This window comes from Citrobacter sp. Cm046 (assembly GCF_030333065.1).
Lineage (GTDB): Bacteria > Pseudomonadota > Gammaproteobacteria > Enterobacterales > Enterobacteriaceae > Citrobacter > Citrobacter murliniae.
In genome coordinates, this window is sequence record NZ_JAOWGP010000044.1 from 505,516 (window position 1) to 530,293 (window position 24,778).

General features: G+C 50.3%; 22 protein-coding genes and 1 pseudogene. 21 read left to right on the forward strand and 2 right to left on the reverse strand.

Translation table 11 applies throughout. The annotated features are described in order from the left end of the window. The first annotated feature begins 6 nt into the window (after nucleotides 1-6). From OGX98_RS20260 to OGX98_RS20290, 7 genes are all read left to right on the forward strand, one after another. Nucleotides 7-330 (forward strand): YdbL family probable chaperone protein, encoded by a 324-nt coding sequence (locus tag OGX98_RS20260; protein ID WP_045442844.1) that lies wholly within the window; start codon nucleotides 7-9, stop codon nucleotides 328-330. 110 nt (nucleotides 331-440) lie between these two features. Further along, the gene (locus tag OGX98_RS20265; RefSeq protein WP_286595888.1) at nucleotides 441-1,046 is read left to right on the forward strand and encodes a CDP-alcohol phosphatidyltransferase family protein; all 606 of its coding nucleotides are present in this window, start codon (nucleotides 441-443) and stop codon (nucleotides 1,044-1,046) included. Then, nucleotides 1,043-1,960, forward strand: a complete 918-nt coding sequence (locus OGX98_RS20270) for a phosphatidate cytidylyltransferase (protein WP_286595848.1) — start codon at nucleotides 1,043-1,045, stop codon at nucleotides 1,958-1,960. Before OGX98_RS20265 ends, OGX98_RS20270 begins: the two co-directional genes overlap by 4 nt. A 3-nt stretch (nucleotides 1,961-1,963) precedes the next feature. Then, on the forward strand, nucleotides 1,964-2,605 hold the full coding sequence (locus OGX98_RS20275; protein WP_200013269.1) for a lysophospholipid acyltransferase family protein: 642 nt from the start codon (nucleotides 1,964-1,966) through the stop codon (nucleotides 2,603-2,605). Next, entirely contained in the window at nucleotides 2,598-4,358 is a 1,761-nt protein-coding gene (locus OGX98_RS20280; protein ID WP_284097407.1) for a bifunctional alpha/beta hydrolase/class I SAM-dependent methyltransferase, read from the forward strand. The genes OGX98_RS20275 and OGX98_RS20280 overlap by 8 nt, the downstream gene beginning before the upstream one ends. Next, nucleotides 4,348-5,652 carry a phosphatase PAP2/dual specificity phosphatase family protein gene (locus OGX98_RS20285; RefSeq protein ID WP_286595850.1) on the forward strand — a complete coding sequence of 435 codons (1,305 nt, stop codon included), beginning with the start codon at nucleotides 4,348-4,350 and terminating at the stop codon, nucleotides 5,650-5,652. The genes OGX98_RS20280 and OGX98_RS20285 overlap by 11 nt, the downstream gene beginning before the upstream one ends. Beyond that, nucleotides 5,628-6,029, forward strand: a complete 402-nt coding sequence (locus OGX98_RS20290; RefSeq protein WP_286595852.1) for a hypothetical protein — start codon at nucleotides 5,628-5,630, stop codon at nucleotides 6,027-6,029. Before OGX98_RS20285 ends, OGX98_RS20290 begins: the two co-directional genes overlap by 25 nt. Nucleotides 6,030-6,376: 347 nt before the next feature. Here the strand turns inward: OGX98_RS20290 and azoR are convergent, their stop codons facing one another. Continuing rightward, nucleotides 6,377-6,982 (reverse strand): FMN-dependent NADH-azoreductase, encoded by a 606-nt coding sequence (gene azoR / locus OGX98_RS20295; RefSeq protein WP_045442827.1) that lies wholly within the window; start codon nucleotides 6,980-6,982, stop codon nucleotides 6,377-6,379. Nucleotides 6,983-7,183: 201 nt separating this feature from the next. Here azoR and hrpA point away from each other — a divergent pair, with 201 nt between their 5' ends. The 3 genes from hrpA (at nucleotide 7,184) to aldA (ending at nucleotide 13,586) form a co-directional block, all read left to right on the forward strand. Then, complete coding sequence (gene hrpA / locus OGX98_RS20300; RefSeq protein ID WP_286595853.1) at nucleotides 7,184-11,086, forward strand: ATP-dependent RNA helicase HrpA; 3,903 nt, start codon at nucleotides 7,184-7,186, stop codon at nucleotides 11,084-11,086. A 63-nt stretch (nucleotides 11,087-11,149) separates the two neighbouring features. After that, entirely contained in the window at nucleotides 11,150-11,947 is a 798-nt protein-coding gene (locus tag OGX98_RS20305; RefSeq protein WP_190284558.1) for a YdcF family protein, read from the forward strand. Nucleotides 11,948-12,146: 199 nt separating this feature from the next. Then, nucleotides 12,147-13,586, forward strand: coding sequence for an aldehyde dehydrogenase (gene aldA, locus OGX98_RS20310; protein ID WP_200013195.1), 1,440 nt, complete (start codon nucleotides 12,147-12,149; stop codon nucleotides 13,584-13,586). A gap of 47 nt (nucleotides 13,587-13,633) precedes the next feature. Here the strand turns inward: aldA and gap are convergent, their stop codons facing one another. Continuing rightward, nucleotides 13,634-14,635 carry a type I glyceraldehyde-3-phosphate dehydrogenase gene (gap, locus tag OGX98_RS20315; protein WP_045442819.1) on the reverse strand — a complete coding sequence of 334 codons (1,002 nt, stop codon included), beginning with the start codon at nucleotides 14,633-14,635 and terminating at the stop codon, nucleotides 13,634-13,636. 189 nt (nucleotides 14,636-14,824) lie between these two features. On the opposite strand from gap, the gene cybB reads away from it, so the two are divergent. From cybB to OGX98_RS20370, 11 genes and pseudogenes are all read left to right on the forward strand, one after another. Then, entirely contained in the window at nucleotides 14,825-15,355 is a 531-nt protein-coding gene (gene cybB, locus OGX98_RS20320; protein ID WP_286595854.1) for a cytochrome b561, read from the forward strand. 533 nt (nucleotides 15,356-15,888) lie between these two features. Beyond that, nucleotides 15,889-16,446 (forward strand): fimbrial protein, encoded by a 558-nt coding sequence (locus OGX98_RS20325; RefSeq protein ID WP_045442814.1) that lies wholly within the window; start codon nucleotides 15,889-15,891, stop codon nucleotides 16,444-16,446. A 50-nt stretch (nucleotides 16,447-16,496) separates the two neighbouring features. Continuing rightward, a complete protein-coding gene (locus OGX98_RS20330) occupies nucleotides 16,497-17,174 on the forward strand; it encodes a fimbrial biogenesis chaperone (RefSeq protein ID WP_225760915.1) in 678 nt (225 codons plus the stop codon). After that, entirely contained in the window at nucleotides 17,161-19,641 is a 2,481-nt protein-coding gene (locus OGX98_RS20335) for a fimbria/pilus outer membrane usher protein (RefSeq protein ID WP_286595858.1), read from the forward strand. The genes OGX98_RS20330 and OGX98_RS20335 overlap by 14 nt, the downstream gene beginning before the upstream one ends. Then, nucleotides 19,638-20,189 carry a fimbrial protein gene (locus tag OGX98_RS20340; protein ID WP_286595860.1) on the forward strand — a complete coding sequence of 184 codons (552 nt, stop codon included), beginning with the start codon at nucleotides 19,638-19,640 and terminating at the stop codon, nucleotides 20,187-20,189. The genes OGX98_RS20335 and OGX98_RS20340 overlap by 4 nt, the downstream gene beginning before the upstream one ends. Further along, nucleotides 20,159-20,974, forward strand: coding sequence for a fimbrial protein (locus OGX98_RS20345; protein WP_286595862.1), 816 nt, complete (start codon nucleotides 20,159-20,161; stop codon nucleotides 20,972-20,974). The genes OGX98_RS20340 and OGX98_RS20345 overlap by 31 nt, the downstream gene beginning before the upstream one ends. Continuing rightward, nucleotides 20,946-21,638 carry a fimbrial biogenesis chaperone gene (locus OGX98_RS20350; RefSeq protein ID WP_045442804.1) on the forward strand — a complete coding sequence of 231 codons (693 nt, stop codon included), beginning with the start codon at nucleotides 20,946-20,948 and terminating at the stop codon, nucleotides 21,636-21,638. The genes OGX98_RS20345 and OGX98_RS20350 overlap by 29 nt, the downstream gene beginning before the upstream one ends. A 41-nt stretch (nucleotides 21,639-21,679) precedes the next feature. Further along, nucleotides 21,680-22,444, forward strand: coding sequence for a winged helix-turn-helix domain-containing protein (locus OGX98_RS20355; protein ID WP_286595863.1), 765 nt, complete (start codon nucleotides 21,680-21,682; stop codon nucleotides 22,442-22,444). Continuing rightward, the gene (locus tag OGX98_RS20360) at nucleotides 22,431-22,901 is read left to right on the forward strand and encodes a YqeJ family protein (protein ID WP_286595865.1); all 471 of its coding nucleotides are present in this window, start codon (nucleotides 22,431-22,433) and stop codon (nucleotides 22,899-22,901) included. Before OGX98_RS20355 ends, OGX98_RS20360 begins: the two co-directional genes overlap by 14 nt. Nucleotides 22,902-23,047: 146 nt before the next feature. Further along, entirely contained in the window at nucleotides 23,048-23,761 is a 714-nt protein-coding gene (locus tag OGX98_RS20365) for a YnfC family lipoprotein (RefSeq protein ID WP_286595866.1), read from the forward strand. Between the two features lie 507 nt (nucleotides 23,762-24,268). Then, nucleotides 24,269-24,567: pseudogene (locus OGX98_RS20370) on the forward strand (ISNCY family transposase); the annotation flags it as partial. Nucleotides 24,568-24,778 lie beyond the last annotated feature (211 nt).

The following is a 24,778-nucleotide window of genomic DNA, read 5'->3' on the forward strand; positions in this document are numbered from 1 at the left end:
GTGAAGATGAAAAGATCACTTAATGCATTCATTCTTATTTTGAGTTTGCTGAGTGCCAACGCGTTTGCATTAACGCTGGGTGAAGCCCGAACTCAGGGGCGGGTTGGCGAAACGCTTAACGGCTATCTCGTGGCATTAAAAACCGATGCTGAAACCCAGACGCTGGTGAGTGAAGTGAATAAAGCGCGCAATGCCAGCTATCAGCAACTTGCTGAAAGTAACAACATCCCGGTTGATGAAGTGGCAAAGATGGCTGGACAGAAACTGGTTGCTCGTGCCAAACCGGGCGAATACGTGCAGGGCATTAACGGTAAATGGTTGAAAAAATAATCGCCCGTCTGTTCAGAGGATCCGGTTTTACTTTAACCAACAAGCGTATTTGACGGGCAATGATCCATTGCTCCACTATAATCAAACCGACAAATTATCAAGGAGTGATGATGACGCTTTATCAGATAAAGCCTGCCTTTCAGGCGCTTTTACGCCCGGTAATGTTCTGGCTATACAAAAAAAACGTTACTGCTAATCACGTCACACTTGCAGCGATGGTGCTTTCTTTTGTGACAGGAGCGGTACTGTTTCTTTTCCCTCAACCTGAATTATTTGTTCTCCTGCCGATCGTGCTGTTTGTGCGGATGGCGCTCAATGCGCTGGACGGGATGCTGGCACGTGAGTGCAATCAAAAGTCACGTCTGGGCGCCATTCTCAATGAGACCGGGGATATTCTTTCAGACCTTGCGCTTTATCTACCCTTTATGTTGCTCCCGGCCAGCAATGTACTGTTGGTGATAGTGATGCTGTTCTGCGCAGTGATGACGGAATTTTGCGGCGTGCTGGCACAAACTATCAATGGAGTGCGCAGCTATGCCGGGCCGCTGGGCAAAAGCGACAGAGCGCTGGTGTTCGGCGCATGGGGACTGGCGTTGACGCTATGGCCTCAACTTGTACAGTGGAATAACGCCGTCTGGGGTGTTGCAACGCTGTTGCTGTTATGGACGGTGATCAACCGCTGTAAGAGTGCATTACGCGATGAGGTGGTGGAATGATGCTGCTGGAAAAGTCGCTTGCAGTTATTTTTTCTCTGCTACTTATTGCGACACTGCTCAACGGATTACTTGTATGGCTACGTCCTGGTAAAGACTGGCGGGAACTGACGCTGCGTATTCGCACCTGGTGGGTGATCATTATTCTGTTTTCGCTGGCTATCTTAAGCCCCCACTGGCTGGCGTTGACTTTTTTTGCGCTGGTAAGCTTTATGGCGTTAAAGGAATTTTTAACGCTGGCACCATCGCGCCATACCGATCGCATGCCGCTGTTGTGGATGTTTATTGCTATCCCTGTTAACTACTGGCTGATAGGCATCAACTGGTACGGCATGTTTGTGGTGTTTATCCCGGTGTATGCTTTTTTATTCTTACCCGTACGGATGGTGATTGCTGGCGACACCCAGGGATTTCTGCGTTTTGCCTCACAGCATCACTGGTGCCTGATGACTACCGTGTTTGCATTCAGTCACGTTGCGTTCCTGCTGGTGCTGCCCGCTGACGGTATGCAAACAGGAGCACTGCTGGTGCTTTTCCTCGTGGGCTTAACGGAATTCAACGACATTGCGCAGTACCTGTGGGGAAAATCGATTGGCCGCATCAAAGTGATGCCTAAAGTCAGCCCTAATAAAACCCTGGCGGGACTGATCGGTGGTGTAGCAACCACTACGCTCGCGGCAGCTCTACTGGGTCCGTTAATGACGCCGCTAAGCGTGCCTTTGTCGCTGCTGGCGGGGTGCATTATCGGTGTCACTGGTTTTTGTGGGGACGTTGTGATGTCGGCTATTAAGCGGGATATCGGGGTGAAAGACAGCGGCACGCTGTTACCCGGTCACGGCGGCATCCTCGACAGGCTCGATTCCCTGATCTTCACCGCCCCCGTGTTTTTCCATTTCATTCGCTATTTTTGCTACTAACTTATGATGAGCTCATTTCTGCGAACGCTGTTTACATTGTGCATCGTCTGGCCGGTTATTTGGCTATGGCTTGGGCTGCGCGTCAGACACCGGGAGCGCTTGCCAACTCGTGGCCCGGCCATCGTGGTAGCAAATCACAACAGTCATATGGATGTTTTCGCGCTGCTTTCACTATTTCCGCTCCGCCGCCAGGCATCTGTTCATCCGGTGGCCGCCGCTGATTATTTTTTGCGTAATAAAGCGATGGCCTGGTTCGCTCTCAATATTCTCAACATTATTCCCATTTCACGTAAGGGCGGTGAAGCTAACCCGCTGGCACAGTGCGAACAGGCATTACGTGAAGGTAAGATCCTGATCCTTTTTCCAGAAGGTACGCGTGGCGAACCAGGAAAGCTTTCACCGCTAAAATCAGGGTTGTGGCATCTGAGTCAGCGTGCGCCGGAAGTCCCAATTATTCCCGTCTGGCTGCGCGGTACGGAGCACGTCATGGCGAAGGGGAATCGCATTCCTCTGCCGCTATTTATTGACGTCAATATTGGTGAGACGTTGCGCTTTCAGAGCGACAAACGCGTCTTCATGGATGATCTCAAACAGCAGCTTTTGCAGCTACAGCAACAAACGACAGGAAAGCCTCCTCATGACTGACATGCGAGCGCCAGACGAACGATGGTTTTTGACCAGTGACAACACCGGGTTGTTTTATCGCCACTGGCCGGCATTATCGGCAGGCCCTGTTTCAAAAGTAATTGTTCTGTTTCACCGTGGACACGAACATTCCGGGCGTCTGCAGCACATCGTTGATGAGCTGGCGATGCCGGATACCGCATTCTATGCCTGGGACGCACGAGGTCACGGACACTCTCCGGGACAGCGTGGCTATAGCCCGTCGCTGGCACGTTCGGTGCAGGATGTCGAAGAGTTCGTGCGTTTTGCCGCTGCGGACAGTCAGGCCGCAATGGAAGATGTGGTGGTGGTAGCACAAAGCGTTGGCGCGGTATTAGCCGCAACTTGGGTTCATGACTATGCGCCAGACATTCGTGGACTGGTATTGGCGTCTCCGGCGTTTAAAGTCAAATTGTATGTGCCATTTGCCCGCCCAGGGCTGGCGTTAATGCATCGCCTGCGTGGCCTGTTTTTTGTTAACTCCTACGTTAAAGGGAAGTATCTGACGCACGATCCCGAACGCGTGGCAAGCTTCAATCAGGATACGCAAATCACCCGGGCAATCGCGGTGAACATTCTGCTGGATCTCTACAGGACGGCAGAGCGAATAGTCAGCGATGCCGCCGCCATTACGTTACCGGTGCAGTTGCTTGTTTCAGGGGACGATTTTGTTGTGCATCGTCAGCCACAGATCGATTTTTACCAGCGTCTGCGGAACCCACTTAAGGAACTGCACGTGTTGCCGGGGTTTTATCACGATACGCTGGGGGAGAAAGACCGACATCTGGCGTTCGACAAAATGCGTAATTTTATTGATACGTTATACGCGAAACCACCCCAGCGTTTTGATTACAGCAATGAGGATCGCTGGAGTCCTGGGGCCGATAGCTGGCGGATGTTAAACGGGGGACCGGCTCCTTATTCTCTCGATGATATTGCCTATCGTGGTTTGCGCTACGGGATGAAACTACTGGGAACACAATCGACAGGTGTTCGCCTTGGATTTGAAACCGGTTTTGACTCGGGCAGTACGCTTGATTATGTCTATCGTAACCAGCCTCAGGGCAGCAGTGCGCTGGGGCGTTTAATTGATAAGAACTACCTGAATAGCGTCGGCTGGAAAGGGATACGCCAGCGTAAGATCCATTTGCAGATGCTGATTCGTCAGGCTGTTGCGCGGCTCGCAGAGCAGGGCACACCCGTTAATGTGGTCGATATCGCTGCCGGACACGGGCGCTATGTACTTGATGCGCTCGAAGGTGAAACGGCGGTGAACGCGATCTTATTGCGTGATTACAGCGATCTGAATGTGAATAAAGGAAGGGAAATGATCGCCAGCAGAGGAATGGCTGACATCGCCCGTTTCGAGCAAGGCGATGCCTTCAATCGCCAACAACTGGCGTCTCTCGAACCCCGACCTACGCTGGGGATCGTCTCTGGCCTGTACGAGCTTTTCCCCGAAAATTCGCTGGTACAGAATTCTCTGGCCGGACTGGCGGATGCAATAGCGCCGGGTGGTGTACTGATTTACACCGGACAGCCCTGGCATCCACAGCTAAAAACCATCGCATGGTCACTCACCAGCCATAAAGATGGCAAAGCGTGGGTGATGCGCGTGCGCACACAGGGTGAAATGGATGCGCTGGTGCGTGATGCGGGGTTTGATAAGTGTGCGCAGTTGATTGATGAGTGGGGAATTTTCACCGTTTCCATGGCGGTGCGCCGTGGTACCTGAACGTCGTAAGGTTATAGTCCAGGCGATAGGCTGGTTATTGCTACTGGCTCCATTTTTCTTCCTCACTTACGGTAAGGTCAATCAGTTTACCGCCTGGCAGGATGCTCAGTACCATAACGTCGGAAGTGTCGTGTTTAGCTGGGAGTCCGCTATTCCCTTTATTCCGTGGACTATTCTTCCTTACTGGAGCCTGGATCTGTTCTACGGGTTATCGCTGTTTGTCTGTACTACACGTTTCGAACAACGAAGGCTGGTACTACGTCTGGTACTGGCATCGGTTATCGCCTGCGGCGGTTTTTTGCTGTTTCCGCTCCAGTTTAGCTTTACCCGCCCCGAGGTTAGCGGTGCAGCAGGGTGGTTATTTTCTCAGCTCGAGCAGTTCGACTTGCCCTACAACCAGTCTCCATCGTTGCACATTATCCTCTGCTGGCTGCTGTGGCGGCATTTCAGTCGCTACCTTTCTGGTGGTTGGCGCAGGCTGTGCGACGGCTGGTTTTTGCTGATTGCCGTTTCCGTACTGACCACCTGGCAGCACCATTTTATCGATATCATTACCGGACTGGCGGCAGGAATGCTAATTGACTGGATGGTGCCGGAACAACGTCGCTGGCACTGGCAAAAACCGGATACGGTACGTTTGAAGCTGATGCGTCGTTATTTGTTGGGGGCAGCCATATGTTTTATCGCCGGAGCGCTGATAACGCCCTGGCTACTGTGGCCAGCATTATCGTTGTTGATAGTCGGGTATGGCTATGGCGGATTTGGCACAGCAGCCGCAGGTAAAGATCAACTGGGACGGCTGTCGCCACCCGTGTACTGGCTGTTACTTCCTTGGCGCGTAGGGATGTGGCTGTCGATGCGCTGGTTTACCCGCCGCCTGCCAGCGGTGAGCTGTATTGCTGAGGGGGTCTATCTCGGCAGCTTTCCACGCCGGATCCCCGCGCAAAACGCAGTGCTGGACATGACCTTTGAGTTTCCGCGTGGACGCGCCACCGCGTCACGAGCCTATGCTTGTGTACCGATGTTGGATCTGGTTATTCCCAACAAAGCAGACCTGCAACAGGCTGTGGAACGACTGGAGATACTGCGTCAGGAGCAGGGGACTGTACTGGTTCACTGTGCATTGGGACTGTCGCGCAGTGCGACGACCGTCGCGGCGTGGCTTTTGCATTATGGTCATCAGGCGACAGTAGAGCAGGCGGTAGCACATATTCGTCAGCGTCGTCCACAGGTGGTACTGACAGATAAACATCTGGAGATGCTGGAACAATGGCAACAGAAAGTGACAACGTAACACAAAACGAAGGTATTCAGCGTGATCTGCTGGGACACACACTGGCAGGCTGGCGTTTTATCCTGCTTTTTTCCCTCCCGCCGATGGTGTGGGTCATCTTCACGGCTCCATCAGGTATCTCTCGCGCCATCGTTGCGCTGTTGTGCGCTATCGTCTGGTTTGGTTGCTGGAGAATGTGGCTTGATGGTCGCTATTTTTCGCTCATTGATGCGCAGAACAACGAACTAGCCGGAGAGGTTCTTGGCGTTATATGGCGGCGTGAAAGGTTAAAGACGCTCACACTGGCCGAACGTCAGTCAGGCGCACTAAAACAGTGTCGCCAGACGTTTTACATGGTTGCCATTCTGTGGGCTTTCTGGCTGATGCTACTGATTTAGTTTTCACCGGAGCTATTCATCCACAGCGCAATAGTTGCCAAACGGAACTGTACTGATGCTGATATATTTCATCACCGGTTGCGTCCTGGAGTTAACTTATGTGGCTTTTCAAGTGGTATGTCTGGAATCGTTGGGTATTCAAACATTTAAGCAGGGATGTTGCGGAGCCGGAGCAGTTTTTACTCCATTGCTGGGAGGAGAATCTGGCAAAGTGCAGGGATTACTCACTTATCTGGCGTGACATCAATCGTATTCACGGAAAGCAGACAAAGAGATAGGAAGTCTATCCCGTCAGGCTCTGAGTGCCGGTTAAAAACCCTCCCACCGGACGGTGAGAGGGGAAATTATCAGGCAGCAACCACGCTATCAATCGCCGCTTTTGCATCAGATTGTGCTTTCGATGCCACTTCCGGACCGTAGGCAATACCTTCAGCGAAGACAACGTTCACGTCGGTGATGCCGATAAAGCCCAGGAAAACATTCAGGTACGGAGTGATCAGATCGGTTGGTGTATCTTTATGGATACCGCCACGGCTACTCAAAACGATAGCACGTTTACCTGTTACCAGACCTTCAGGTCCTTTCTCGGTATAACGGAAAGTTACCCCGGCGCGGGCAATCAGGTCGAAGTAGTTTTTCAACTGCGTCGGGATGTTGAAGTTATACATCGGGGCGGCGATCACAATGACGTCATGCGCTTTCAGTTCAGCAATCAACTCATCAGACAGCGCCAGCGCTTCTTGTTGACGTGGAGTCAACGGCGCATCGCTCGGGCGCAGAGCACCCACCAGTTCGCCATCCAGTACCGGAACAGGATTTGCAGCCAGGTCACGAACCGTGATCTCGTCAGCAGGGTGTTTTTCACGCCACTGTTCAACAAAATAATCAGACAACTGACCAGACTGAGAGTACCCTGCCAGAATACTGGATTTAAGAACTAATACCTTGCTCATGGGTGATTCCTTATATGTGTTTGAAGGGGATGTGCCCCGTTGCTTGTTGACACTTTATTCACAATCCTGCCGTAGTGATAGCGCAATATATCGAATCCTATGTTCGAAATTATTGAACAACACACGAAAAGCACCGATGTGGTACTCTATACCTATCATCTAAAAGAGATTTAACCCGGCAGAGCACTGCCCTCCAATGCTATGACAGAACAACAGAAATTAACCTTCAACATGTTGCAGCAACAGCTGGATCCACTGATGCTGCGTGACAAACAGCGTTTTTCCCGCCGTCTGCATGGTGTGAAGAAGGTTAAAAATCCTGATGCACAACAGGCCATTTACCAGGAGATGGCGAAAGAGATTGAGCTGGCAGCAGGTAAGGTTGTGCTGCGTGAAGCGGCACGGCCGGATATTACTTACCCGGAAAACCTGCCTGTCAGCCAGAAAAAACAGGATATCCTGGAAGCCATTCGCGACCATCAGGTGGTGATTGTTGCTGGGGAGACGGGTTCCGGTAAAACCACTCAGTTGCCGAAAATCTGCATGGAACTGGGACGCGGAATTAAAGGGTTGATCGGTCATACCCAACCGCGTCGTCTGGCGGCGCGTACCGTGGCTAACCGTATTGCAGAAGAACTGCAGACGGAGCCCGGTGGTTGTATCGGCTATAAAGTTCGTTTCAGCGATCATGTCAGTGATAACACCATGGTCAAGCTGATGACGGACGGTATTCTGCTGGCGGAAATCCAGCAGGACCGCATGCTGATGCAGTACGACACCATCATTATCGATGAAGCTCATGAACGCAGCCTGAATATCGACTTTCTGCTCGGTTATCTGAAAGAGTTGCTGCCACGTCGTCCGGATCTGAAAATTATCATCACTTCTGCGACTATCGATCCTGAACGCTTCTCACGCCATTTTAACAATGCGCCCATTATTGAAGTTTCGGGTCGTACATATCCGGTGGAAGTACGCTATCGCCCGATTGTGGAAGATGCGGATGACACAGAACGCGATCAACTGCAGGCGATTTTTGACGCCGTGGATGAACTGGGACGCGAAAGTCAGGGCGACATTTTGATCTTCATGAGCGGAGAGCGCGAAATTCGCGACACCGCTGATGCGCTGAATAAGCTGGGTTTACGCCATACTGAGGTGCTACCGCTTTATGCACGTTTGTCTAACAGTGAACAGAACCGTGTTTTTCAGTCGCACAGTGGACGTCGCATTGTGCTGGCAACCAACGTGGCAGAGACCTCGCTGACCGTTCCGGGGATTAAATATGTTATAGATCCCGGTACCGCACGTATCAGTCGCTATAGCTACCGTACTAAAGTCCAGCGTTTGCCGATTGAACCCGTGTCGCAGGCCTCTGCTAACCAGCGTAAAGGGCGCTGTGGTCGCGTATCAGAAGGGATCTGTATTCGTCTCTATTCCGAAGACGATTTCCTGTCGCGCCCGGAATTTACCGACCCGGAAATTCTGCGTACTAACCTGGCGTCCGTTATTCTGCAAATGACTGCGCTTGGGCTTGGTGATATTGCAGCATTCCCGTTTGTCGAAGCGCCGGATAAACGCAATATTCAGGACGGCGTGCGTCTGCTGGAAGAACTGGGGGCGATCACTACCGATGAACAGCAAACTGCTTACAAGTTAACGCCTTTAGGCCGTCAGTTATCACAACTACCGGTAGATCCGCGTCTGGCTCGTATGGTGCTGGAAGCCCAGAAGCATGGTTGCGTGCGAGAAGCAATGATCATTACCTCGGCGCTGTCCATTCAGGATCCGCGAGAGCGTCCGATGGACAAACAGCAGGCATCTGACGAAAAACACCGTCGCTTTCACGATAAAGAGTCCGATTTCCTCGCTTTTGTGAATCTGTGGAATTATATCGGTGAGCAGCAAAAAGCGCTGTCATCAAATCAGTTCCGTCGCCAGTGTAAGGTTGATTTCCTTAACTATCTGCGAGTGCGCGAGTGGCAGGATATTTACACTCAATTGCGTCAGGTGGTGAAAGAGCTGGGGATCCCGGTCAATAGTGAGCCAGCAGAATACCGTGAGATCCACGTTGCATTGTTGACTGGGTTACTGTCGCATATCGGGATGAAAGATGCCGATAAACAAGAGTTTACCGGCGCGCGTAACGCCCGTTTTTCAATCTTCCCTGGATCCGGTTTATTTAAAAAGCCGCCGAAGTGGACAATGGTGGCGGAACTGGTGGAAACCAGCAGATTGTGGGGACGCATTGCCGCACGTATCGATCCGGAATGGGTGGAACCCGTTGCTCAACATCTGATCAAACGTTCGTACAGTGAACCACACTGGGAGCGCGCGCAGGGTGCGGTCATGGCGACAGAAAAAGTCACCGTTTACGGCCTACCAATTGTTGCTGCCCGTAAGGTGAACTACAGCCAGATCGATCCCGCGCTGTCGCGTGAATTGTTTATCCGTCACGCGCTGGTGGAAGGTGACTGGCAGACACGCCATGCGTTTTTTAGGGACAACCTGAAACTACGTGCGGAAGTGGAAGAGTTAGAACACAAATCGCGCCGCCGCGATATCCTGGTCGATGACGAAACGCTGTTTGAATTTTATGACCAGCGTATCAGCCATGATGTGGTTTCTGCCCGTCATTTTGATAGCTGGTGGAAAAAGGTCAGCCGTGAAACGCCAGATCTGCTCAACTTTGAAAAGAGCATGCTCATCAAAGAGGGGGCGGAAAAAATCAGCAAGCTGGATTACCCGAATTTCTGGCATCAGGGTAATCTCAAACTGCGATTAAGCTATCAGTTCGAACCTGGAGCTGACGCCGACGGTGTGACCGTACATATCCCGCTACCGTTGCTGAACCAGGTGGATGAAAGCGGTTTTGAATGGCAAATCCCTGGGCTGCGCCGTGAATTAGTGATTGCACTGATTAAATCGTTGCCAAAACCAGTGCGCCGTAATTTTGTTCCTGCACCAAATTACGCTGAAGCTTTTTTAGGACGCATCACGCCGCTCGAACTGCCACTGCTGGACTCACTGGAACGTGAACTGCGCCGGATGACCGGCGTCACCGTCGACCGTGATGACTGGCACTGGGATCAGGTACCCGATCATCTGAAAATCACCTTCCGCGTGGTGGATGATAAAAACAAGAAACTGCAGGAAGGGCGCTCGCTTCAGGCGTTGAAAGATACGCTGAAAGGTAAAGTTCAGGAAACGCTGTCCGCAGTGGCAGATGATGGTATCGAACAGAGCGGGCTGCATATCTGGAGCTTCGGTCAACTTCCGGAAAGCTACGAGCAAAAACGCGGCAATTACAAAGTGAAAGCGTGGCCGGCGTTGGTGGACGAGCGGGACAGTGTTGCTATTAAGCTGTTTGATAATCCACTGGAACAACAGCAGGCGATGTGGTGCGGTTTACGCCGTCTGTTGCTGCTGAATATTCCATCGCCAATCAAATACCTGCACGAGAAGCTACCAAACAAAGCCAAACTGGGCCTGTATTTTAACCCGTACGGCAAAGTACTGGATTTGATAGATGACTGTATCTCCTGCGGTGTGGATAAACTGATAGATGCCAACGGCGGGCCGGTGTGGACGGAAGAGGGCTTTACAGCACTGTATGAGAAAGTGCGGGCTGAACTGAACGATACCGTAGTGGAGATTGCCAAACAGGTCGAACAGATCCTGACGGCAGTCTTCAATATCAACAAACGTCTTAAAGGACGCGTGGATATGACCATGGCGTTGGGGCTTTCGGATATCAAAGCGCAAATGGGCGGACTGGTATATCGCGGATTTGTCACCGGTAATGGCTTCAAACGTCTTGGCGATACGCTGCGCTATTTACAAGCAATAGAGAAACGACTGGAAAAACTGGCCATCGATCCGCACCGCGATCGTGCGCAGATGCTGAAAGTGGACAGCGTGCAGCAGGCCTGGCAGCAGTGGTTCAATAAACTGCCACCTGCGCGCCGTGAAGATGATGATGTCAAAGAGATCCGCTGGATGATTGAAGAGTTGCGCGTCAGCTACTTTGCTCAGCAGCTTGGCACGCCGTACCCAATTTCAGATAAACGAATCCTGCAGGCCATGGATCAGATTACAGGCTAAAGCAGTGCCGGATGACGACGCTGACGCGTCTTCTCCGGCCTACAGGAACAAAGATCAGGAGCCATGAATATGAGACAGTTTCCGACACTTTCCGCTACCACCCTCAAGGCAATAAACATCGTTGGACAGTGGCTGGCGCAGAATGATTTCGGTGAAACAATCGCTGTTCAGTCGGATTGCGTAATTCTGGCGGGAAACGCGGTGATCCCAACCATCGACGCGGCTTGTCGTATAGCGAAAGAACAGCAGGTTCCCTTGCTGATCAGCGGTGGTATCGGACACTCCACGACTTTTTTGTATAACGCTATTATTCAACACCCACGCTACAACATCATTCGCACTACCGGACGCGCGGAAGCGGCAATTCTTGCCGATATCGCCCACCAGTTCTGGCAAATTCCGGGGGAAAAAATCTGGGTAGAAGACCAGTCCACAAACAGTGGTGAGAACGCCAGATTTAGCTGTGCGTTACTGCGTCAGGCCACAGAAACCGTTCGTTCTGTCATCGTAGTACAGGACCCAACCATGCAACGCCGCACAATGGCAACGTTTCATCGTGTAACGCGAGATGATCCACATGCACCAAGCTGGTTAAGTTTTCCAGGTTTTGTGCCTGAATTGACTCAGCAGGAGAGTGGTGTGGGATTTGCTCAGGCCACTGATGGTCTCTGGTCGGTCGAACGCTATCTTTCACTGATTATCGGTGAACTTCCTCGTCTGCGCGATGATGAAACCGGCTATGGTCCCCGTGGTCGTGATTTTATTGAGCATGTTGAAATTCCGCAGAATATTGAGGACGCGTGGCAACATCTACAAAACGACGCCGCTATGATTGACTTACTGGAGAGTCGATCTCTGTGATATCCGCTGCCCGTTTGTGGGAACTTTTACGCAAACGGGCATAAATCCCGCCCGTATTTTCTCTTCGTGACCACTTTCCCTGACACTTTTATGAAGCGGTTCACAGAACCAATATTACAGCGGCAATGTGCCATGCATGATTGATATTAATTAACAATAGTTTTACTTGTTAAAAACAAATCAATCACAGGAGAAACGCATGTCAGTACCCGTACAACATCCTATGTATATCGATGGGCAGTTTGTGACCTGGCACGACGACACCTGGATTGATGTTATCAATCCGGCAACTGAAGAGGTTATCTCCCGAATTCCCGATGGTCGTGCCGAAGATGCACGTAAAGCGATTGATGCCGCACATCGCGCTCAGCCGGAATGGGAAGCGCTACCTGCCATTGAACGCGCAAACTGGTTACGCAAAATTTCTGCCGGTATTCGGGAGCGTGCCAGCGAAATCAGTGCGTTGATTGTGGCTGAAGGCGGAAAAATCCAACAACTGGCTGATGTTGAGGTCTCTTTCACCGCAGACTATATCGATTACATGGCGGAGTGGGCGCGCCGTTATGAAGGTGAGATCCTGCAAAGTGACCGCCCGGGTGAAAACATCCTGCTGTTTAAGCGTGCGCTCGGCGTGACGACTGGCATCTTACCGTGGAACTTCCCATTTTTCCTTATTGCTCGCAAGCTGGCACCCGCATTGCTGACGGGTAATACCATTGTGATTAAACCGAGTGAGTTTACGCCAAATAATGCGATCGCATTCGCTAAAATCGTGGATGACATCGGCCTGCCACGCGGGGTATTTAACCTGGTACTTGGACGTGGCGAAACGGTAGGTCAGGAGCTTGCCGGAAACCCGAAAGTGGCAATGGTGAGCATGACCGGCAGTGTGGTTGCTGGTGAGAAAATCATGGCGGCGGCGGCGAAAAACATTACCAAAGTTTGTCTGGAGCTGGGCGGGAAGGCGCCGGCTATCGTAATGGATGATGCCGATCTCGAACTGGCGGTGAAAGCCATTGTTGACTCACGGGTAATTAACACCGGACAGGTGTGCAACTGCGCTGAACGTGTGTACGTGCAAAAAGGTATTTATGACCAGTTTGTCAATCGTCTGGGTGAGGCGATGAAAGCGGTTCAGTACGGTAATCCTGCTGAGCGCAATGATATTGCCATGGGACCGCTGATTAACGCCGCGGCGCTGGCGCGTGTGGAACAAAAAGTGGCACGCGCGGTTCAAGAAGGTGCACGCGTGGTGCTTGGTGGCAAAGCAGAGGCAGGAAAGGGATATTATTATCCGCCGACCTTACTGCTGGATGTGCGCCAGGAGATGGCAATTATGCACGAAGAGACATTTGGTCCGGTATTGCCTGTGGTGTCATTTAATTCGCTGGAAGAGGCGCTTACGATGGCCAACGACAGCGACTACGGACTGACCTCATCGATTTATACGCAAAATCTGAATACGGCAATGAAGGCAATTAAAGGCCTGAAATTTGGTGAGACGTATATTAATCGTGAAAACTTCGAGGCGATGCAGGGCTTCCATGCCGGCTGGCGCAAATCCGGAATTGGCGGGGCAGACGGCAAACATGGCCTGAACGAATATCTGCAAACTCAGGTTGTTTATCTGCAGTCCTGATATCGATGCCGGGTGAGCAGGGGTGCCACCCGGCATCTGCTAACGTATTAAAGCTTGATGAGTTTTTCCAGCGTGCGAACCAGTTGGGTCACAAAACCGTATTCGTTGTCGTACCAGGCGACGGTTTTGACCAGTTGCAGATCGCCAACTTCAGTAATCTCCGTTTGTGTGGCATCAAATACCGAACCGAAATGTGATCCAATGACATCTGATGAGACAATCTCTTCATCGGTGTAGCCGAACGACTCATTATTCAGCGTCGCCTTCTTCAGCGCATTATTGACATCTTCGGTGGTCACTTTTTTGCCCAACACCGAAACCAGCTCCGTAACAGAACCGGTCTTCACCGGAACGCGCTGGGCGTGTCCTTTCAATTTTCCGCTCAATGCTGGAATAACCAGACCAATCGCTTTCGCCGCACCGGTGGTATGCGGAATGATGTTCTCTGCCGCCGCCCGTGAAGCGCGTAAATCTTTGCCTCGCGGACCGTCAACCAGCGACTGTGTTCCCGTATACGCGTGGATGGTGGTCATAGTACCAAGCTGAATACCGAAGTTATCGTGCAATGCTTTCGCCATAGGCGCCAGACAGTTAGTGGTACAGGATGCGACCGAGATAATCTGATCGTTAGCATCCAAAGTGTCGTCATTGACGTTAAAGACAATAGTCTTCATGTCACCAGCAGGGGCGGAGATCAATACTTTCCTGGCACCTGCATCCAGGTGGGCGTTGGCTTTTTCCGTTGAAGTATAAAAACCAGTACACTCAATGACAATTTCCGCACCTGTGGTTTTCCACGGAATATTTTTGGCCTCTTTTTCTGCGTAAACGGCGATTTTTTTGCCATCTACAATAAGCGCATCTTCAGTAAAGTCGACGCTCCAGGGGAACGGACCGTAGTTTGAGTCGTGTTTTAGCAGGTAGGCGAGAATTTTCGGTGAGGTCAGATCGTTAATGGCAACGACGTCAACGCTGCTTTTGACTTCCAGTAGCCGACGCAATACCAGACGACCGATACGACCAAAACCGTTAATGCCAATTTTACTCATGGTTTTCTCCTGTCAGGGTGAAGCGGTACCACATATTTTCCCTACCAGGCATAGACCAGTCAGCCACCAGGGGCAATGCCTGTTTTTGCGGTTAAGCGTAACTGACTGAAAATGAGCGAACAAAAGTTAATGAATTTTTAACAAAAGCTGGTTATGTTGACGCATCATTGTTTTTACTCAGGAAGTGTTATGGGGAATAAGTATTCTGGCCTACAGATTGGTATCCACTGGCTGGTCTTTTTGTTGGTGATCGCGACCTACTGTGCGATGGAACTGCGTGGATTTGCGCCTCGCAGCTATCGTCCCTGGTTCAACATGGTGCATGTTTCCTGTGGTATCACGATTTTAGTGCTGATGGTGGCGCGTTTGTTGGTCAGGCTTAAGTACCCGGCACCGCCAATTGTGCCAAAGCCTAAACCGATGATGACCGGAATGGCGCATCTTGGACATTTGATTATCTATTTGCTGTTTATCGTATTGCCAGTTATTGGTCTGGTGATGATGTACAACCGGGGGAATCCGTGGATAGCGTTCGGCATTGTCATGCCGCATGCGGCAGAAGCCAACTTCGATATGGTCGATATGCTGAAGTCCTTGCACGTGACGCTGGCAAAGTTGGGTTATTTTGTTATAGGCCTGCATGCAGCAGCAGCCCTGATGCATCACTATTTCTGGAAGGATAACACGCTATTGCGGATGATGCCGCGTAAGCGCTCATAACGCATATTTCCTTCGTCCCGCATAATGCGGGACGTTTGCTTTCTACCAGCCAATATAAATACTTTTATTGTTCTCATTCTAAATATATCAATAAAATCATACACCACTCCAATTTGCTTCATATGCTCGTAGTGAAGTGGGGCCAGGCATTTTTTTAGAGTCACACTCTATCCGCGATAATCCATTTCATTATAAATCTATGACGATTACGCATTTAATATACTTATCACAACCTTAAGAAAAAATTATATTTGAGATAGGGTTTCATGATTAAATAAACCAAATCAATACGTTACAATGAATTTTAAGATTACATATCTTATTTAAGATCGTTCTTTATGTTATTTGAGAAAATAAAGGTTTTATTTGCCAAGATAATTCTTAAACTACCAATTATCGTAGGGCTACTCCTATGGTGCCATAAGACCTTACTGACCTCTTTACTGCCGCAAATAAATATCCTGTTTTCAATTGCAGGGGATATTGCATGCATGGTCAGGATGTCAGTGTATTTTTATTTAAGGATAGACAATATGAAAATCAATACCTCCCATGCCAGCCATATATTTGTTGCCGGTAGCCTTGCATTGTTACTTGCTCAGACGGCGGCTCATGCTGATTCAGCTAATACCATCACTTTTAAAGGTGAAGTGACCGAGCAAACTTGCGAAGTCACCGTTAACGGTGTGAACGCACGCCCGGTGGTGTTACTGCCTACTGTAGCTAAAAGCGAGCTGACAAGCCTAGACTCTGTAGCGGGTCTGACAGCATTCACTCTGGGAGTGACCGGGTGTACCGCTGATACCAACGCACTGAATATCAAGACGGTATTCGTTGCCAATAATATGACCCAGCACGGTAACCTCGCCAATACCGGTACAGCGCAAGGTGTTGAGCTGCAATTGATGACCGACAGTTTGGGTACAGCGGTCATTGATCTGCGAAATTCAACACCCGTTGACGGGATCACCGTTGCAGCAGGTAATACTACCGGTGAACACGACTATGCCGTGCAGTATTACAGCCCAAATGGCAATGCGAACGCTGGTACGGTCATCGGTACCGTACAGTACGCAGTCTCTTACCTGTAAGAGAGCTCTGGGTGATGAAAGGATTGGCTATAGTTTTGGCCGGAATACTGATGTGCGCCAGCACACAGGCAAGCGTCGTCATGACAGGCAGTCGGATTATCTATCCGGTTGACAGCCGGGAAGCCAGCGTACAGCTGACCAACCGCGATGATTTCCCCAGCGTGGTACAGGTCTGGCTGGATGATGGTAACCCTCAATCAGTCCCACAAACCGCCAATGCTCCTTTTATCACCACGCCGCCAGTCTTCCGACTGGCGGCTCAGGCTGGGCAAACCGTGCGACTGCGATATGTTGGAAAACCGGTGGTACAGGACAGAGAGACGTTGTGGTGGTTTAACTTCATTCAGATCCCGCCAACGGAAAAGGGCGCTCAAGCAGACAATCAACTGATGGTACTGGTACGCAGCCGCGTAAAAGTGCTGATGAGACCAAAAGGGCTGGTGGGCTCACCGCTGGAGATGGCAATGACTAGCCGTGTCTGGCTACAGGATGGCAAACTGTTTTTGCGTAATAACAGTGGTTATTACCTTGCGCTTTCCTCGCTTGACGTCAACGGGGCGGGTAAAAAGCAGCGTATTCAGAGCGAAACGGTAGCCCCGTGGACGACCGTATCATGGCCTGCGAAAGTGTCGCTTTTGAGTGAGGCGCAGATGCGCTGGATTAACGATCAGGGCGCAACGTTAAGTGGACGTGTGACGGTGGAGAATCCGGATAATGTCCGCTATTAATCCACATTGGTGTTGGCTGCTTCTTTCCGGCGTCACGCCCGTTCTGGCGAACGTTTACACTTTCGACGAGGCACTACTGCTCGGAAGTGGTTACGAGAAAGGACTGGCACAGTTCAACGATCAGGATGCCGTTGCCGCCGGGCGTTACAGTGTGGATATCTGGCTGAACGGAAAGTACATAGGCCGGGATGATGTGCTGTTTCGCCCGAACACCGAAGGACGTATTGCGCCTTGTTTACCCGTTAAATTCTGGGATGAGCAGGGCGTTACGGCGTCGATGGAAGCATTGCCAGATGCTTGTCTTGAGCCGGAAACGCGTATTAGCGGTGGGCTGTGGAATTTCGACCAGGGCCTGCTGCGTTTGAATCTCAGCGTTCCACAGGCAGCTCTTAAACGAACACCGCTGGATTATGTACCTCCTTCGCAGTGGCAGAGTGGCGAAAGTGTGTTGTTCAGCAACTATAACCTGCACGTCTATCACAACAAAAGCGGCGGGCAGCAAAGTGATTACGGCTGGCTGGGACTGAGCAGTGGCTTCAATATTGGCAGCTGGCAGTTTCGCCAGCAGTCCTCCGCTAACTGGCGGCGCGATGACTATCGAGAAACTCAACGCTGGGATGCGCTGCAAACCTGGTTACAGCACCCGATCGCAAAACTGGAAAGCGTACTTACCGCAGGTGAAAGCTACACGTCAGGCAATTTACTTGGCAGCATGGCGTTTACCGGAATCAAACTGGAAACCGATCAACGGATGTGGCCTCAGTCGCGGCGCGGCTACGCGCCAGAAATCCGCGGTACGGCATCGACGCCTTCACGTGTAGCAGTCAAACAAAATGGTCGCACGCTTTATGAAACCAGCGTGCCGCAGGGACCATTTGTGCTCGACGACTTGCCAAATACGGCCTGGGATGGAGATTTAGAAGTTGAAATCACCGGCGCAGACGGCAAAAAAAGTGGCTACACCGTACCATACGCCAGTGTGCCTTTGTCGCTGCGGCCCGGAGTCTGGCGCTACGGTCTGGTAGCAGGCAAAACCCGAGATTACGGCACAGCCGACGCTCCGTTTGCCGATTTTACGTTGGAACGTGGAATGAGCAATTTACTGACTGCGAACGCTGCCTTGCGTATCGGTGATGATTATCAGGCGTTGCTGATGGGCGGCGTGCTGGCGACCACTATGGGCGCTTTTGGCGTCGATATTACTGGATCGCGGGCGCACATGGCATCTCAGTCCCTGAGCGGCTGGCGTCTGCAAACCAACTGGAGCAAAACATTTAGTCCGACGGGCACGCACGTAGCGCTGGCAGGTTATCGCTATTCCACGGAAGGCTATCGTGATTACGGGGATGTACTGGGCGAACGAAGCGTTACCGAAGGCGATACAGCATGGCGTTCGGACACACTACGCCAGCGTAACCAGTTTACCGCCACCATAAACCAGACGCTGGGTGGTTACGGAAATCTGTGGTGTTCCGGATCGATGATGGACTACTACGACGACCGAGGGAACAGCACTCAGTTGCAGGCCGGGTATAACACCACCCTCGGGCGCGTGGCGCTTGGCGTCTCCTTCAGTCGGCAAAACACCTGGTGGCGTAACGGGGACAGCACACAGGCGCAAAAAGAGAATGTCGCAACGTTCACATTCTCGATGCCACTCAGCTTTGGAGAGCGCGAGCACACGGTGGCATTGTCCGCAAGTCAGGGTCAGCAGGCCGGGCGCAATGCGCAGGTGTCACTGTCCGGTGCACTCGATAGCGCGGAGACGGTCAATTACGCGCTGTCTACGGGCTGGCAGCAGGCTAAAGATGAGTCCAGCGCTGTGACCGACTGGAGCGGATCGCTACAAAAAAATACCGCATTCGGCACGCTGAATGGCAGTGTTTCACAGGCACAGAACTATCAGCAGTGGACTGCTGGCGTACGTGGTGCGGTAGTCGTGCATCGCCATGGCGTCGTCGCAGGGCCGTGGGTGGGCGACACCTTTGCTTTGGTGGAAGCGCCGGGAGCGGCAGGTGCCAGAGTCGGTGGAGGACAGGGAGCGATAGTCAATCGTGGCGGTTACGCACTGGTGCCGTCGTTAACACCTTACCGCTATAACAATGTGACTATCGACAGTAGCGAAATGGATAACCATGTTGAGCTACAGGAGAGCCAGCGTCGTATCGCTCCAATGGCCGGAGCGGCAGTAAAACTGCGTTTTGCGACGCTTTCTGGTTACCCACTACTCATTACTGTGAACGGCAAAGAGACACTCCCGGTGGGAGCATCCGTGACCGATGATCGGGGACGCATCGTGGGTATGGTGGCTCAGGGAAATCAGGTGTATGCCCGTGTGGAAGGTGAACAGGGACTACTGACAATCGAAGGCAGTAATTGCTCGCTGCCATGGATACTTAACGAGCAACAGCGCACCGAACCGCTGATTGCATTAACTCAGGCCTGCAAGGAAAAAGGACAGTTATGAAACTATTTATCCTGCTGTTAGCTCTGCTTTCCTCTGGAGTGCAGGCCGCATGCGAACCTATCATTTACCCTTACAAATCAGGAAGTAACAGTGCTCTTGGATCGTACCGCCTGAGTGCCGCGACGGATGGTATCGCCAATGACTGGCGATCTGGCGGCGGAAACGATGCCTGGAACGGCCTGCTACCGGGCCTGAGTAAGTCTGTTGATATCACCAGCAATTCAGGTTTTCAGCCTGCAGGTACGATCCTGACATCAAGCGGTGGTATCCCGTTTACGACCTATGCGCACAAGGGGGGAGGGTACGATCCGGAACAGGTCTTTTTCCGCTGTACCCCGGATACCGGCGGACAGCTGTATGAAGCCTGGTCAACTAACGGCGATGATTACTACGGCGGGTGGCATGAAGCGACGGATGTACCGGGTGCTTATTTAACATTGATGAAAAATGTGGCTCTGCGCCTGACCCAACCGGCAGCATCTTTACCGACAGCTGGCAACAACGCCCACTGGAAAATTTGGATCTCGACACCAATGGTAATTTCCTGATTAAAGCGAAAAACTTCTCGACGATAAGCGCGGAGCTAATTAAAACTCTGGATATTCGTTACTTCTATAATCAGCAGCAATCCGCGACTTATGACAGCTATGTGAATCCCAACGCTTACGTGGTGTTTCGGGGGCCAGGAACAGCGTCCTGGGGTATTAAAATAGGGCAGCCTCACCGTAACAGCAACTGGGCGGGCTGGGCCTATGACTGGCCATCGGTTATAAGCCTTTACAATAACGGCATAACAATTAAACGTGCGGCAATGTGCCAGGTGACGGACTTTACTCCGGTGGTACATCTGCCGGTTATTTCCGTGGCCCAGCTCAAACGAGGGGAATATTCCTCTGCGCCATTCCAGATTGATTTTGCCTGTGAATCAACGGTGGTTTCGGGCATAGCAAAGGGAAAGAGTAATGTGGCGATGGGACTGCTCGCGCCGGAAAGCAGCGTCAATAGCGCCTGGAACTTTAATTTGATCACAGGCAAAACGGTAACCTGGTTGCTTGATACGCAATACGGTGCCGCCGGACGTGCCAGAGGTGTTGGTGTACGCGTTTACCGGGCAGGTAATCCGGTGAATTTTATGGCAGTGACAACTGCAGGCAGTGGCACCGAAGGTGGGTGGATGCCGGTTATTGGCAGTAATACACAGCAAAATGGAAGTCAGGATGGTGTGAATTACTACAGCGAAACCTTCGAAGCACGTCTTGCGAGTTTTGGTGCGGATACGTTAACGGCGGGGAGCTATCAGTCACATGTACAAGTTTTATTGCGTATTCAGTAGCATCTGGCTGTTTGTCCTTAGCGCGCAGGCCGCGGTTAATATCGGCACGACACGCGTGATTTTTAACCAGGGTGAAACGCAGCGCACGGTGATGCTGGTAAACGATGGTGATTATCCGGTGGTAGTGCAAAGTTGGGTGGATGACGGATCGCCCGAAAATGGTCCATCCCAAACGAACGCGCCTTTTGTTGTGCTTCCGCCGGTATTGAAAATTCAGCCAGGGGAACAGCGAGAACTGCGGATCATGACGACAGGTAGCGGGCTCGCAGGCGATCGCGAATCATTATTCTGGCTTAATGTTTATCAAATTCCGCCTGAGATGAAGGTCGCTCAGGCTGGTGAAAAAGTGCGATTAGCGCTTAGAAATCAGCTTAAAGTCCTATGGAGACCGAAAAATACAGGCGTGTTGACTGAAAAAACCATCAATCTTCTGAGCTTTCATTATGAAGCTGGGGAGATTTACGCTGTAAATGATAGTTCATGGAACATTACTCTGGCTAATGTATTATTAGGAGACTATTCCACAAGTGGAATAGTGGTTTCACCGCATTCCCGGCGCACGATTTTTAATTTAGCCACTGCGGAAATGAAGAATAATAAGATAAACTTTACGGTGATTAACGATGAAGGAAATCGTTGGGGATTTTCAGGTGTCGTGAATTAACACAGGATAAACTAATTTCAAATAAATAACATTCAGGGATCATGATGGCAAAAGTTTTTTTGCTCAACGGTACCGTCGTATTCTGGCCAGAGCGCAATCTATTACACGCAAAATCAGATGAGACGAAACGTTTAACGCTAAATACCCCGGCAGCTCGTTGTTTATCATTATTAATACAACGGCAGGGCCAGGTTATTGAACGCGATTATTTCTTTGAACATGTCTGGTTTATTAATGGTGCTCAGGTCACTAATAATACATTTTATCAGAACATCTCATTGCTACGTCGCGCTTTTAAAGAGCTTGGTCTGAATGAAGAACTGATCGTCACCGTACCGAGAGTAGGGATCCGTCTTGAGCCACAGTTGCAGGTGCTTGAGCAGGAGATGGACGATCTTCTCTGCGGCCCAATAATCTCGCCAGTCTCGACGCCAGAAGCAACACCAAAATCGCCACGCAAACATACGCTCTGGTGGGTTCTGGCAGGTGTGCTCATTTGCTTTTTAGCCTCATTCGCAACCTGGCAAACACAATTTGATTCCCGGCTTAGCCGTTATATACCGCTGAGTATAGGGAAGGGATGTCACTGGTACGCGAATCCGGATGTACTAAAATTTGACCAGCATCATCAATTTATACACACCAGTGCGCTGGACTGTCAGAGTCATCCCTGGATTTATCTAACTATGTATCCTCATTTTCCGCGGGTCTCTGCATTAACCTGTCGACAACAATATAGTCATTGGCGGGATAATGACTGTATTACATATTATTATTTCACGGAGTCCCGAAATGTGGGAGTATAATTTAAAATGGAGTCTTTGCATCATCTTGGCGATGGTAATGACGATCGTCGCTACGTTAATACTCCAGAACTGGCAGCGCTCAAATTTCGATTGTTCCGGGGAATTAATGATGGAGTATCCCGATATTCGTGGTGATATTTCTGTGAGATACGTTTTTAATGGCGCCCGTGGCGTTGCTATTTTGCGCGGAAAAATCACCGATAATAACGGGGAGATATTGGCAGTGAATCAGAATGTCTGGTTCAACTTCATCCGCAGAGAGGACGATTATTTCCTTGAGTCTGAAAACGTAGCATCAAGCACAGGCAGCACAACGATTCATCCATTGCTGGAAAGAACGCTACCTAATTTTTATCTCAAGCCAAAAGAACCCTTTTATTTCAGCATATTAAGACTCAATAACAGCACATGGCATTTTTATACCAGCCGCTCACCATCTGTTTTTTGTCGCAAGTGAGGTAATGATCTCGGGCTGGGTATGTATAACATTTGTTATACATACCCCTTGTTAATGAAGTTGAAAACTTCTACATTCATCATGGTTTTAAACCATCACAAACGCACGAGTGAACACACTTTCTTAAGCCTCCATAGCAGATAACAATGAAATTAAAATTTCTATTCCCTACGTTCTTTTGTCTGACGATAAATGCATATGCGGCATCGCCGGTGTTATTCAATCCCACAGTGCTTAATGCCGCACTGTTATTCAGTCACGATCCGAGCAGCGGGAAGGTCAAGCATAGCCTGCAATGGATCAGAAACAGTGCAGGGGAGTTACAGGCCATGACCGATGTCTGGTATGACCGTAATGGTTGTTTCACTCGTGTAAATATGGTCGATAAGATAAGTGGAAATGAGTTTCATATCGAAAACAATAATGGCAACCTGACCTCACGCAATGGTCAGCAAATCACTGGCAAGGTCAACCAGGATTGTCAGCTCACCGAGCTAGAGAATGACCGTGGCAAATTCTTGCTGAGTTACAATTCACGTGGATTACTGGAGACAATGACTAACCGGGAAACCGGCGATGTGAGCAAAAGGTTCGAATACCGTTATGGTCAGTTTCCGGTACGCATTCGCGATTATCAAAAGCACACCGACAAAATTATCTCTTATCCAGCAGGAAATCCGCAGTTTCTCGATTTTGAATCATCGTTGAAGGTTAGGGGAACAACCGTCTGGTTAAAACAGAGTTGTAGCTACCAGCCCGATGGAAATGCCCGGCTTTGTTCAATCATCACCGCATATGATGATGACTATAGAGACGGGGCCACGGTGATGTTTACGAACCATCAGACTGAATATTACTGATCCAGAGTTTATCTACTTGCCCAAAAATAAGTTGTTCCGGGAGAGACAAGACAAGGAACAGGCGCAGGCACTAGTACGTGCGGTCTGTGATATTGCATTTAACATAATATACATTATGCGCACTAACGTCAGGTAACGAGAATTGTAGCCAGACTGGTGCATCAGTTTTATTGGATTGTCTTGCATCCTCTGGTTCAGACCGAGGAACGTTATGGCCAAACTCTCACTGCGCTCGAGAGTCCGTGCTGGCTTGTAGCTTCTTCATCTACCTGACCGACATCATCAGAACCTGTTTCATATTTTGGATTGTGCAAGCCTGTGCATTAGCTGGATGTGATTCTGGTTACTGCAAACTGGAACGCTTCTTCTTTTGTGCTTTAACTTTTGCCCACTTCGGCATTAGCTGTTTTTGAATGTAGGCCAGTTCCAAGCTGATACCGCCACACACACTTATCCAGACTATCTGCGCGAAAACAAGCTCTACCAAAGGCCGTGTAAAACGTGCCCAACTTCGATGTCCATAGCCGCTTGAAAATGATGATGATCTGGCAGCATTTTTCACGTGGCGGGAACCCCGTCGTGTTTCAAAATCCCTGACAGTGCAATATGACAAAGTACTGTATCTGACTGAAGACTCTGAGCTAAGCCGAAGGACCATCGGGAAATATATCGAAGTCTGGCACTATCCAGATGGGAGAAAAGAGCTCCGGCTCAACGCGACTGCTCTTCCCTACTCCACTTATGATCGCCTTTCAGAAATCGACCAGGGCGCTATCGTCGACAACAAACGACTCGGACGCGCACTATAATTTATTAAACTGATTCAAATAAACGCGACAACGAGAAGAGTTTTCAGATGTATATGAGTATAATATTATTCCTTCAAAACTGAAGATTCAAATTCGACATATTCTAAATTAGACGTAATCGAGTTATGCTTTGCAGAGATAAATACAATTTTCAGAAAGGGTGCCACCAATGCAAATGAAAAATAGATATTATAATATCTTAGTTAAA